The following is a 12,301-nucleotide window of genomic DNA, read 5'->3' on the forward strand; positions in this document are numbered from 1 at the left end:
ATTTGAGCCTCACGCTTTGGTTCCCCGTTAGACACACCACCCCGAGGGGCATTACCGTCGAATATCACTTCGTCCAGAGAGAGAACATGAGCACAAGCGGGAATGTGAAAGAGGAACGGACCAGCGCGGCGTCGCGCGAATCGTTCGAGGAAACGGCACGGAAGGCGAAGCGCACGCTGATTCCGCTGCTGGTCATCTACTTTGTCGGCGTGCTGTGCCTGCAGGCCTTCAACATGGTGTTCGACAAGATCGGCACCGACGTCGGCGCGCCGAACCAGGCGTCGCTGATCACCGCCATTCCGGGCGTCGTGCTCGGCATTGTCTGCTTCGTCTACGGCTCGCTTGGCGACTTCGCGTCGCTGCGCAAGATGACGATGTTCGGCATCGCCGCGCTCGTGCTCGGCTCGGTCTGCGGCTTCCTGATCCACGGCAACCTGATCTTCGTCATCCTGTTCCGCATCATCCAGACGATCGGCTACCAGACGGCCGGCTCCGTCTACCTCGTCATCGTCGCGCGGTACCTGCCGCTCAAGAGCAAGCTGCTCTACTTCGGCATCTTCACGGCCGACTACCAGTTCGCGACGGCCATCGGCGTGCTGTGCGCCGGCATCTTCAGCACGATCAGCTGGGCCATCCTGTTCCTGATCCCGGTCGTCGTCATCGTTCTCGTCCCGACGCTGATGAAGAACCTGCCGGGCGCGACCGGCGGCAAGACCCACATCGACGTGCCGGGCTTCGGCCTGTTCGGCGTCGGCATCCTGTTCCTGACGCTGTTCTTCTCGATGCTGTACTGGTGGATGCTCGTCGTCTCGATCGCGTTCTTCACGCTGTTCGCCGTCTACATCTCGAAGGCGAAGGATCCGTTCATCACGCCGGAGTTCTTCAAGAACGTGCGCTGGCGCAAGGCCGTCCTGCTCATCTTCATCTTCTACTTCGTCAACTACTCGGTCACGCCGCTCGTCAACAGCTTCGGCGCCGACGTCTTCGGCCTGTCCTCGTCGCAGATTTCGTTCATGCTGCTGCCGGCGCTGATCATCGCGACGATCACCGGCGTGTGCTCGGGCCAGATCGCGACGAGCCTGGGCAAGCACCACGCCGTCATCGTCGGTGGCTCGCTGATGGCGTTCGGCCTCGCGGCTGCCGGCCTGACGATCGGCCTCGGCCCGATCGCGTTCGGCATCATGATCGTCTTCTTCTACTCGGGCATGGCCACGATCTACTCCCCGACCGTCGACACGGTGCTCGGCACGCTGCCGCCGGAGCAGACCGGCCGCGGCGTCGGCATGAACGATCTCGCGATGCAAGGCTCCGCCGCAATCGGCATCGCGCTGTTCGGCGGCCCGATCGCCGACCAGCCGTTCGCCTCGCTGCACCTGCTCGGCACGCAGGGCTCCGGCGCCAACGCGATGATCCTGCTCGTCATCTACGCCGTCATCGTCCTCTTCGGCGTCATCTGGATGCAGCTGCACCACAAGAGCTTCTATCAGGACATCGAGAAGTAAGGAGCACGCCAGGGAGTCATATTTTCAAGTAGCCACGAATAACGCAACCATGCGCTGGTGGGGTGTCACGTCCCGTGACTTGATCACGGTCTCGTGACACCCCACCAGCGTTTTTATCTGCTGACCTTTTTCATGTCACAAGCAAGAGATGGCAAGCTTGGGTCTGCGACATGAAAAAGGGAAATGACGTCCAAAAGGAAAGGAAGAACGGTAGCTACCGTCGACGGATTTCGCGGCCGCTGGCGAAGTGGTCGAGAGCGCCGGTCTTCGCGATCGCGACGAACAGGAACCAGCTGGCGACGCCGGCGATCAGCACGCCGCCGATCGTCTCGCTGATCATGTGCACGATTCCCCGCGGGCTATTGAACGCCACGCCCTGATACTGGAACAGCATCAGGTAGACGCCGTATTCGAGCGCCACGCACAGGCCGGAGAGCATCGCCATCGGTAGCGAGAATCGTCTGTATCTCGTCACGGCGAACGGCAGCTCGGCGAACAGGCCCTGCAGGATGGCCGAAACGAAGACGAAACCGAAGCCGAACTGGTTGCCCATGACCATCTCGGCGAAGCAGCCGACGAGGTTGACGTAGACGGCGGCGCCCGGCTTGCGCAGGATCAGCACGGCGAGCGTGCCGGAGAAATACCAGACGGCATGCAGCACGCTCGCGCAGCCCGGCAGCAACGCGCCGAGCACCGGCGAGATCGACGAATAGGCGAAATTGAATCCCCAGAAAATGACGCCGCAGGCGACGCCGAGCGCCGCCCCGACGGCAATGTCGGCCGGTCGCCAGCGCAGGCGGCGACGGCCGGAGACACGGACCTGTGCCTCGGAAGAACGATTGGATACGGAAATCTGCGTAGACATGGCTCGCGCCTGCTTTCGCTCAGTCGGCCCCGGATCGTCCGGCGCCGCCGCTGCGCACGGTCTGGGAAACATGGCCGGCGATCCTTGACCTGCGCAGCCCGGGCGGATCGCCGAGCCCTACCCTAGCAGCGGCCACGCCGGGCGGCCAGCAAAAGGTCACGTTGCGGCCGTCCCTTTTTCATGTCACGAGCCCGGGCTGGCAGCCCGGGCTTGTGACATGAAAAGCAGGCAAACAGACTGGCCGAACCTTACAGCAGCGACGCGGCCTGCTTGGCGGCACCGATCGCGACGTATTCGTCGGTAGGCGGCAGCTCGACCGGCATCTCGAAGACGAGCGGGGCGATCGAGCGCGTGGCGGCACCGCGGGCGCCTCCGCCGATCATCAGCAGCCGGTCGATCGGCGCGCCGAGCGAGCGGATCAGGTCGAGGCAGTAGCGCTGCGAGCCGAGCATGCCCTCGACGAACGCGCGCGCGAAGTTCGGCCGGTTCATGTTCGCCATCGTCATGCCGGACAATGTGCCGGTCGCGTCGGGCAGGTTCGGCGTGCGTTCGCCATCGAAGTACGGGACGAGTTTCAGGCCGCCGGCGCCGGGTCGCGACGACAGCGCCAGCTTGTCGAACTCGGCGTAGTCGACGTCGAGGACGGCGCGGCCAGCGTCGATGATCTTCGAGCCGTTGATCGTGCAGGCGAGCGGCAGGAAATGGCCAGTGCAGTCGGCGAAGCCGGAGACCGACCCACTCGGATCGTAGACTGGCGTCGGCGAGACGGCGGCGACGACGCCGGACGTGCCGAGCGAGATCGAGACGTCGCCGACTTCCATGCCCAGGCCCAGCGACGCCATCGCGTTGTCGCCGCCGCCCGGCCCAATCAGGCAGCCGTGCGTCGTCGCGGAGCCGATGACGACGTCGTTGACGGCCGCGCCGGGCACCGTCGGCGCGACTTCCTCGTGCGAATCGTCGCCGATGACGCCGGCGACGGCAGTCGGCCCGAGGACAGCCGGTAGCACGATGCTCCCGGCGATCGCCAGCGCCTCGTCAGTCGGCCGGCCGGTCGCCGGGTCGGTGCCGAACGCCATCGCGAGCAGGTCGCGGCGGTACTCGCCGCTCGCCGCGTCGAAATACAGCGTGCCGGACGCGTCGGAGCGGTCGGTGACGAGCCGGTCGAGCCGGGCCTCCTCGCCGTCGGCGACCGGCCCGTAGCCGGCGATGCGCCACGTCAGCCAGTCGTGCGGCAGGCAGATCGCGGCGATCTTCGCGGCATTCTCCGGCTCGTGCTCGGCCACCCAGCGCACCTTCGTCAGCGTGTAGGACGCGACCGGCGACGATCCGACCGCCCTCACCCAGCGCAGGCGGCCGCGCACGGCGGGATCGTCGAGCGCGTCGTCGCCCCCGTCGGCGAGGACAGTGGCGACCATGCCGGCGAGAATCGGGTCGTCGAGTTCGTCGTCGGCGAACGGCAGCCTGCCGAGGTCGTCGATCAGCGCGGCGGCCTGCGGCGCCGAGCTCGTGTCGTTCCACAGCAGCGCGTCGCGGATGACGCGGCCCTGCCGGTCGAGCAGCACCATGCCGTGCTGCTGGCCGCCGACGGCAATCGCCTCGACGTCGGCGAGGCCGCCGGCCTGCTCGGCCGCCTCGAGAAACGCCGTCCACCAGTAGTCGGGATTGATGGACGATCCGTCCGGGTGGCGCGCCTGCCCGAATCTCACCATGGCGCCCGTCCCGGCGTCCGTCACGCGCACCTTGCACGATTGCGTGGACGTGTCCACGCCTGCCACCAGCTTCATTGCTGCTCCTTTTATTTATATAGATGTGTTCAGTATTGTCCTGTCGCCGCCGTGCCGCCTTGTTGCGGAAGAATCGTTCCGTCGACAAATTAGTTAGTTTAATGAATAAACTATCTAGAATTAGTGTATCATAATTTCATCGTTCGCGACGGAGCATGAATCGTGTCCATTCCAGTCGCCGTTCCGACGGGGATGTCGGAACAATCCGGCGACGTGACCGATGGCGAGGCGCAACGAGGAGGGCCGACGGCAGGGGCCGCGGCGGACGAAAGAGAAACGGACAAAAACGATGGCGGCCATGAAACGCATGAACCAGGATGACTTGCGAACCCACAACCTGTCGGTGGTGCTCAACGCGATGCTGCACGCGGACGGCCCGCAGTCGCGGGCCGATCTTGCCAAGGAGACCGGATTGACGAAGGCGACGATGTCGCTGCTCGTGACGTTGCTGATCAATAACAGGATCGTGCGGGAGGGCGTGCCGCTCGTGCAGTCCGTCTACGGCCGTCCGAGCACGCCGTTGCTGATCAATGGCGGCACGATGTGCGGCATCGGCGTGCAGATCAACACCGACGGCTATGGCTACCTCGTCCTCGATCTCGACGGCACCGTCGTCGCCGAACGGTGGATTTCCGGCGACCTGCAGCATGCCGATCCGGTCGCGATCTTCGGCAAGCTCGACGACATGCTCGTCGACCAGGAAGCGGCGCTGCAGTCGCGCGGCTACACGATCGCCGGCGCCGGCCTGGCGCTGCCCGGCCTCGTCACCGACACCCGGCAGTTACTCGTCGCCCGCAACCTCGGATGGGACAACCTCGACTTGACACAGTTCGCGCTCGTCGACCGGCTCGACGCGATCGCCGGCAACGAAGCCAACATGTCGGCAATCGCGCAGCTGCCCGGCTACGGTGCACTGTGCGCGGGCGAGGCGAGCCTGCAGCCGAACGAGTCGTTCATCTACATCTCGACCGACATCGGCATCGGCGGCGCGCTCGTGCGCGACGGCAAGGTCGTCATCGGCGACCGCGGCTTCGCCGGCGAACTCGGCCACATGTCGGTGCAGATGAACGGTCCGCTGTGCCAGTGCGGACGGCACGGCTGCCTCGAGGTCTATGCCGGCCGCCGCTCGATGGTCGAGGCCGCCGGCATTGCGCTTGGCGAGGACGGCGCCAGCGACGAGGCCGTCCGCGAACTCGACCGGCTGTGGCGCGAGGGCGACCCCGAAGTGAAGGAAATCATCGGTCTCGCTTTCGACGCGATGGTCTCGGCGATCGTCTCGACGATCAACCTGTCCGACATGGACACCGTCATCATCGGTGGCCTGTGGGCGCAGATCGACGACGAGTTCCTCGGACGCATGCGCGACGGCATTCAGGACCAGGTCCTTGCGCGCGACGTCATGAACATTCGCGTGTTGCGCGCCAACTCGACCACCCGACCGGCCCTGCTCGGCGCCGCCGAGGTCGGCCTGCGTCGCTTCATCGACAACCCGCTGCCGTTCCTGCAGCAGTAGAAGCTACGCGAAGAACGGATCGACGTCGGGCAGCGGACGGATGACATGGCACGGGTTGCCGACGGCGATCGAGTCGGCGGGAATGTCGTGACAGACGACGGAACCGGCGCCAATGATCGTGTTGTCGCCGATCGTCACGCCGGGACAGACGGTGACGCAGGCGCCGAACCACACGTTCGAACCGATCGTGACCGGTAGCGCATGCTCCCAGCCGTCGAGGCGATTAGCCGCGTCGAGCGCGTGGTTCGGCGTGTTGATCGTGCAGCGCGGGCCGATCAGGCAATCATGGCCGATCGTGACGATGCCGCCGCCGCAGATCATGAAATCCTTGTTGAGGAACGTGTTGGCGCCGATGAACAGCGCCATGCCGTACTCGATCTCGAACTGCGGCGTGATCTGAACGCCGTCCTCGGCACCCGGCACGAGCTCGTGAAACAGTCGGTACGCCTCGTCGGGATCGGTGTAGTAGAGCCGGTTGATTTCGGCGCACGAGCGCGCCGCGTCGGCGACATGCCCCGGCAGCGTCGTCGACTTGCGGTACTGCGTCGCCTCGCCGGCAAACAGCTTGCGCAAGTCCTCGTCCCCCGGATAATCCGCGAGCGCCCGCTCGATCATTGCGCTGACACGATTCTCCCGCTGATTGTCCAAGCTCGACTCCTTTGTTCACTGACTCAACAATCCAAGGTTCGAGTATAGCCGCCCGCGCTCCAGTGCCACACAGCAAAGCATGTCACAATTCTGAGATTTCATCTCAGAATTGTGACATGCTCAAAGTGAGTCATTCATGACCGCATGGGATACGGCTACGGAATAGACAGCCGGAACGGTGGGACGATCATGCCGTCCTGCGAGGCCACCAGATTGTCATGCGGATTGTTAATCCAGTTATAGGCAACTTCTACCGGCGCTTCCGCACCGTCGTCATGCCAGCGAACATGCAGGCTGTCGCCGGCAACAGACGCTGAAACATGGCGCGACTGATGGTCGGCATAGCTAACCATCAGCTCGCACCGGCCGCAGCCGTCGAGCGAGGTCAGCGTGCCGGCGAACGAGTTGACGGTTCGCCGGCCGCCGCGGAATGTCACTTCGGCGAACTTGACGATCAGTTGCCACTCGCCATCCGCCGTCGTCGCCAGCTCGGCGCCGTAAGCGTACGGCATCGGGCGGCCGTGATTGTCGCCGTAGGCGAGGTCGCGCAGGACTTCGAAGACCAGCGCGGCGACATCCTGCTTGTTGACCGGATGGAGATCGTATGGATCGCCACGGCCGAGCGTCACGACGGTCGCGACATCGTCGAGCGTCAGCGATGCCTTCCATTGGGCATCGCGCACGGCAGGCCATCCACCGTCGTCGGCGACGTCGATGGCGAGCTCGGGTAGCTGGACGACGACGAACGGCAGTCGAGACTGGCCCCATTCGCGGCGCCACAGCGTCGTCAGGTCGGCGAGCAGCTCGCCGTAGATCCGGCTCGTCGGTTCGCCGGTATTCGACTCGCCCTGGTACCACAGCACGGCGCGTGCCGCGTAGCCGGCGACCGGTGCCGTCATCGCGTTGAACAGGCCGGTCGGCTTCCAGCGCACGAAGTCTTCGGCTGGGCACGATTCATCCATCGAGGCTAGCACGGCGCACTCCCACGGCCCCTCGAGGTCAATGACCATGTCGTCGCCACCGCACGCACAGCAGCAACCAGATTCGTCACCCCGCACAGCCAATGTCATCCGCTTGCCGAGCGCCACACGGGCATCGTCGCCATCGATCGACAGGCGAACGGTGATCTCGTTGAGACCGCCGCGCAGCACGCCGGCCGGCACGACATAGTCGCGCAGGCAGTACCGGTCGCCGCTGGAACCAACGACAACGCCGTTGACGGCGGTCTCGTCGCGGTCGGTCATCGTGCTGAGCCGCATCAGTCCCGTCGTCGTAGGCCAGTTCTCGCGGTCGGCAGGTAACGTGAATCGTTTCCGCAGCAGCAGTTCGCCGTGGAATCCCGACAGTTCCGGCAGCTGGGCGGCGAGGTCGCCGGGCAAGCGCACGGCCGACCATGCCAGCATGTCGGCCGGCCGGCGGCGACGTTCTTCCTCGCGCCGCCACTCGCCTTGCGCCTCGAGGCTCTCGGCGCTCAGCCGGTTCGCTTCGGCTGTCGACGAGTAGGTCGCGAGCAGCTCGGCGAATTCGGGATGGGCGGCCACCGTCGGCCGGTCGAGCCACGATTCGACCGGCGAGCCTCCGAGAGTCATGTTGATCAGTCCCACCGGCACGCCGAGCCACCGGCGCAACGCCAACCCGACGTAAGCTCCGACGGCCGTGAAGTCACCGCGAGCCGTACCCTCGTACGACGTCCAGGGAGCACTTACCGGCTCGTCTCGCGGCCCATCGAAATCGTAGGCGACGCCGATCTTGCACTGATGCAACAGCGGATCGTCGCAACGCAACATCGATGGATAGTCGGCGGCAACCCAGCTCACCGGCAGTTCCATGTTCGACTGACCGGCGCAGATCACCACCTCGCCGACGTACACGACACGCTCGGCAACGACGGCGCCATCCACCATGACATCCAGCACGAACGGACCTCCGGCATCAAGCGGCCCGATCTCCACGCGCCAGTGTCCGTCCTCGCTGACGACGTCCTCGACAGAACCACCCTGCACCGTGACGACGAACCGCTTCCCCGGGTGGCCGGTACCCCAGACCGGCACTGGTACGCCCTGCTGGAGCACGCATCCGTCAGCGAACAGCGACGACAACCGCATGATTCATACCGCCCTGTAGTCGAAATCGCGGAACGTGGCGGCCTGGCCGTAGCGGGTCATGTCGACGCAGGCCATGCCGACGAAGGCACCGGTGAAGAAGCCCCAGTACTTGCTCATCACGTAGTCGTCCGAGAGGATCTTCGCGTCGAGCCCGATGCCGGTTGGCTGCCAGGTCGCGCCGTCGTCGAACGAGTAGTCGTAGGTGTAGGTCTGCGTGCGCACGCGCGTGCGGAACGTCACGCGCTCGACGTCGTCGGGTACCGGAATCGCCTTGTCGCGCAGGAACGTCGTGTACTGGTGGAAGTCGTTCTGCGCGACGTCGATGACGCGGCAGCCACGCTCGGCGTCCCAGGTGACGTAGATCCACGACCAGAACAGGTCGGAGTAGTAGTTCGTCAGGCCGGCCATCTGCTGGTAGAAGGTCGGCCGGAACTCGACGGAGACCCGCGCGTCGAACGCGAAGTCGCGCCAGCGCCTCGCGACGAGCGACAGGTCGAACCTGTCCGTCAGCGACCCCTGTCCAACCAGCTTGAGCCTGCCCTGCCCGGTCTCGCCCATCGTCGGCGCGAACGGCACGCGCTGCGTGTTCCAGCCGATCTCGAGCGAGTCGTCCGTGAACGAGTCGTGGAAGTGGCGGGGTTCGGCGACAGTTACGCTGGCGGGGACCATGCTGGCGGACGAATCGTTCCCGGCACTCTCCCCCGGCCCCGGCACCGTCATCATGCCGGCCGGGCCGCCGACGATGCGCGGCCAGCCGTCGCTGTCCCAGGTCACCTTCTGGATGGCAGTCTCGCGGCCGAGCGTGCACCAGCCGCGCGTGCCGTGCACCGGCTCGGTCGGATGATGCCATGGCCGTCCGCACAGCGACGCGTAGTACCACTCCCCCTCGGGAGTCTCGACAAGCGAGCCGTGACCCTGCTTCTGCAGGCCGAAGTCCGGCGTCGTGAAGTTCGAGATGAACGGGTTGCCGGGCATCGTCTCGAACGGCCCGTCGAGCGTGCGGGCGCGGGCGACCGATTCCTGATGTTCCCAGCTCGTGCCGCCCTCGGCACAGAACAGGTAGTACCAGTCGCCGATCCGGTACAGGTGCGGTCCCTCGACGACCTTGACGTCGGTGCCTTCCCACAGCGTGCGCATCGTTTCCGGCAGCAGCCGGCGCTCCTTGACGGAGTATTCGGTGATCGTGATGCCGTTGAACGAGTGCCGCCATTCGCGGAAGTCGGTCGTCTGCTGGACGAGATACTTGCGACCGTCGGCGTCGTGGAACAGGCTCGCGTCGAAGCCGACGCCGTTGAGCCGGATCGGTTCGGACCATGGCCCACGGATGTCGTCGGCCGTCACGAGATAGTTGACGAGGTCGGTGAAGTTACCGCTCATCCCCTTGACGTCGGTGTAGACGAGCCAGAACTTGCCGTCGGCGTAGGACAGGTCGGGCGCCCAGATGCCGCCGCCGGCCGGATTGCCGCGCATGTCGAGCTGCGTCGTGCGGTTCAGCGGCGACGGCAGCGGCGTCCAGTGCGCGAGGTCGGTCGACTCGTGCAGCGTGACGCCCGGCCACCATTCGAACGTGGACGTCGCCAGGTAATACCGGTCGCCGACGCGGATCATCGACGGGTCTGCATAGAAGCCGGTCAGTACCGGGTTGGAGATCGTCATCGTTGACTCTCTTTCATCTTCTTGTTAATCGGTTATACAATCTCGATTTACATGATTCCCGCGTTGCACCACCACCGAGTATAGAGCCGAGGACATGATTCGGCCGTCGCGGTGCAAGAACAACGCGGGCATCATGAAATAGTCGCCTGAGGTGAGTAGCGACTAGCCCTTGACGGCGCCGGTCAGGCCACCGACGATCCTCTTCTGGAAGATCGTGAAGCAGATCAGGGCTGGTAGCATGGCAAGCGACGTGAACGCAAGTACCTTCGCGGTGTCGACCGAGTGCTGCGAGCTGAACATCTGCACGCCCAGCGGCAACGTGTAGTTGTTTTCCGAACTGAGCACGAACAACGGCAGCATGTACGAATTCCAGCTGCTGACGAACGTCAGGATGCCGACAGTGGCGACGCCGGGCATGGCCAGCGGGATGACCATGCGCCAGAAGAAGCCAAGTCGCGAACAACCATCCAGCATGCAGGCTTCTTCGAGTTCGAGCGGGATCGACTGCAGGAACGGTACCAGAATGATGATCGTCTGGGGCAGACCGAACGCGATCTGCGGCAGGATGATACCGAGCAGCGAGTTGGCCAGGCCGAGGTTACGCACCATCAGGTACAGCGGCGTGATAGCGACGGTCATCGGGAACATCAGGCCTGCCGAAAACAGCGCGTACATCGCCTTCGAGTACTTGAAGTGATAACGGGCAATGACGAAGCTGACCATGATGCCAAGGACGACAACGCCGACCATCGTGCAAACCGCCACGATCAGCGAGTTGGCGAGTTCCTGCCAGAAGGTGGGACTCGTAAATACGTCGACGTAATTGCTGACCTCCCACGGATTCGGCATGCCGGCAGGATCATTCGTGATCTGCGCGTTCGTGCGGAAACCGCCGAAGATGATGTAGAGCACCGGCGTCACGCAGATCGCGACGAGAATCAGCGAGAAGAAGTAGACGATTGGGTTACCCCATGGCGACTTCGACGAGACACGATAGCCATGCTGCTTGAGATACTTCTTCGTCTGGCGATTTGGTTTGTTGTTCTTGCGGTTGGAATGGCGCGACGTCTTCGCACCCAGTGTTGCGGTCGTCATCTCACTTCACCACGCTTTCGTCCTCGGCGGCGGCAATCTGCGCCAGTTCGTTTTCCTTGGCGCGACGCTTGAGTTCGCGCGCCTTGCGCTTGTTGAGCTTCTTCTCCTCGGCGAGCGCGCCGTCCAGGTCACGATTGAGCACGAAGTGCTGGTAGACGAGGGCAATCACCATCGAGATGACGAAGATGATCAACGCGACGGCAGAACCATAGCCATAGTTGCTGGCACCACGTCCCTCGCGCACCATGTAGGTTGCCATCGTGGAAACACCGGCCGTCGACGAGACGTATTCACCCCAAATGATGTAAACGAGGTCAAACAGCTGGAGCGAGCCAATCATTGACAGGAATGCCCAGATGCGCAGCGTTGGCGCAAGCAACGGCAGCGTGATGCTCTTCTGCATTTGCCAGAAACTCGCGCCATCCACCTTGGCGGCCTCATAGAGGTCTTCCGGAATCGATTGCATGCCGGCGAGCATCAGGATGACGGCGAAACCGATGTACTTCCAGCTGATGACGGCCAGCAATGTCCAGATTGCAATCTTCGAGTCGGCCAGCCAATCGATGCTCGGCAGCCCGATCGAGTTGAGGATCTGGTTGACGGCGCCGGTCTTCTGCAACAGGAGGCTCCAGCCGGTACCGACAATGACTTCGGAAACGACGTACGGTACGAAGATCAGCGTGCGGATAAGGCCGCGACCCTTGAACTTCTGGTTGAGCAGCAGCGCAAACAGCACGGCAAGCGGACCCTGGACGATCAGCGATCCGATCATGATCAGGAACGTGTGGCCGATGGCGGCCTGGAACTCCGGATCCTTCAGCGCGACGATGTAGTTGTGCAGGCCAACGAACGTACCGTTGACTGACGGGCTGCCGAAGCCCTTCCACTTGTACAGGCCGTAGTAGGCGCCGAGGATGATCGGCAGGATAACGAAGCAGACGAAAATAATGATCGCGGGTGCCGACAAGACGAAGATCTCGAAATTGTTGCGCGCCTTTCCGCTATTCTTGCTTTTCTTCATGATTCTGGTCCGGTTTCTGTTTTTTAGCGGCGATATCATCACCGCGTCTCCATTTGCGCTCATTGCAGTTCCTCTCCCCGCCTGTGATAGCCGGCCTGTGGCCCGCAGCAAT

8 protein-coding genes and 1 pseudogene are annotated in these 12,301 nt (G+C 63.8%); 2 read left to right on the forward strand and 7 right to left on the reverse strand.

Going from position 1 to position 12,301, the window contains the following annotated elements; translation table 11 throughout:
• The first annotated feature begins 86 nt into the window (after window positions 1-86).
• Window positions 87-1,502, forward strand: coding sequence for an MFS transporter (locus tag F6S87_RS02590; RefSeq protein ID WP_163227082.1), 1,416 nt, complete (start codon window positions 87-89; stop codon window positions 1,500-1,502).
• A gap of 214 nt (window positions 1,503-1,716) precedes the next feature.
• On the opposite strand, the gene F6S87_RS02595 is transcribed toward F6S87_RS02590, so the two are convergent.
• Both F6S87_RS02595 and F6S87_RS02600 read right to left on the reverse strand, forming a co-directional pair.
• Complete coding sequence (locus F6S87_RS02595) at window positions 1,717-2,367, reverse strand: ECF transporter S component (protein ID WP_163227083.1); 651 nt, start codon at window positions 2,365-2,367, stop codon at window positions 1,717-1,719.
• 251 nt (window positions 2,368-2,618) lie between these two features.
• Window positions 2,619-4,151: pseudogene (locus F6S87_RS02600) on the reverse strand (xylulokinase); the annotation flags it as partial.
• Between the two features lie 289 nt (window positions 4,152-4,440).
• Here F6S87_RS02600 and F6S87_RS02605 point away from each other — a divergent pair.
• Window positions 4,441-5,664 (forward strand): ROK family protein, encoded by a 1,224-nt coding sequence (locus F6S87_RS02605; RefSeq protein ID WP_163227085.1) that lies wholly within the window; start codon window positions 4,441-4,443, stop codon window positions 5,662-5,664.
• A 3-nt stretch (window positions 5,665-5,667) separates the two neighbouring features.
• Here F6S87_RS02605 and F6S87_RS02610 read toward each other — a convergent pair whose 3' ends face one another.
• The 5 genes from F6S87_RS02610 to F6S87_RS02630 all read right to left on the reverse strand — a co-directional run bounded on the left by F6S87_RS02610 (window position 5,668) and on the right by F6S87_RS02630 (window position 12,228).
• Window positions 5,668-6,279, reverse strand: a complete 612-nt coding sequence (locus tag F6S87_RS02610) for a sugar O-acetyltransferase (protein ID WP_163227556.1) — start codon at window positions 6,277-6,279, stop codon at window positions 5,668-5,670.
• Between the two features lie 188 nt (window positions 6,280-6,467).
• Window positions 6,468-8,417, reverse strand: coding sequence for a sialate O-acetylesterase (locus F6S87_RS02615; RefSeq protein WP_163227086.1), 1,950 nt, complete (start codon window positions 8,415-8,417; stop codon window positions 6,468-6,470).
• Between the two features lie 3 nt (window positions 8,418-8,420).
• A complete protein-coding gene (locus F6S87_RS02620; protein ID WP_163227087.1) occupies window positions 8,421-10,073 on the reverse strand; it encodes a glycoside hydrolase family 43 protein in 1,653 nt (550 codons plus the stop codon).
• A gap of 162 nt (window positions 10,074-10,235) precedes the next feature.
• The gene (locus F6S87_RS02625) at window positions 10,236-11,168 is read right to left on the reverse strand and encodes a carbohydrate ABC transporter permease (protein WP_163227088.1); all 933 of its coding nucleotides are present in this window, start codon (window positions 11,166-11,168) and stop codon (window positions 10,236-10,238) included.
• Between the two features lies 1 nt (window position 11,169).
• Window positions 11,170-12,228, reverse strand: coding sequence for a carbohydrate ABC transporter permease (locus tag F6S87_RS02630; protein WP_163227557.1), 1,059 nt, complete (start codon window positions 12,226-12,228; stop codon window positions 11,170-11,172).
• Window positions 12,229-12,301 lie beyond the last annotated feature (73 nt).

Origin of the sequence: Bifidobacterium choloepi (assembly GCF_010667615.1) — a bacterium.
Classification (GTDB): domain Bacteria; phylum Actinomycetota; class Actinomycetes; order Actinomycetales; family Bifidobacteriaceae; genus Bifidobacterium; species Bifidobacterium choloepi.

Excerpts from the sequence above, each read along its gene's own strand:
- F6S87_RS02590 (WP_163227082.1), top strand. The coding sequence starts at position 87 with ATGAGCACAAGCGGGAATGTGAAAGAGGAACGGACCAGCGCGGCGTCG.
- F6S87_RS02595 (WP_163227083.1), bottom strand. The coding sequence starts at position 2,367 with ATGTCTACGCAGATTTCCGTATCCAATCGTTCTTCCGAGGCACAGGTC.
- F6S87_RS02605 (WP_163227085.1), top strand. The coding sequence starts at position 4,441 with ATGGCGGCCATGAAACGCATGAACCAGGATGACTTGCGAACCCACAAC.
- F6S87_RS02610 (WP_163227556.1), bottom strand. The coding sequence starts at position 6,279 with ATGATCGAGCGGGCGCTCGCGGATTATCCGGGGGACGAGGACTTGCGC.
- F6S87_RS02615 (WP_163227086.1), bottom strand. The coding sequence starts at position 8,417 with ATGCGGTTGTCGTCGCTGTTCGCTGACGGATGCGTGCTCCAGCAGGGC.
- F6S87_RS02620 (WP_163227087.1), bottom strand. The coding sequence starts at position 10,073 with ATGACGATCTCCAACCCGGTACTGACCGGCTTCTATGCAGACCCGTCG.
- F6S87_RS02625 (WP_163227088.1), bottom strand. The coding sequence starts at position 11,168 with ATGACGACCGCAACACTGGGTGCGAAGACGTCGCGCCATTCCAACCGC.
- F6S87_RS02630 (WP_163227557.1), bottom strand. The coding sequence starts at position 12,228 with ATGATATCGCCGCTAAAAAACAGAAACCGGACCAGAATCATGAAGAAA.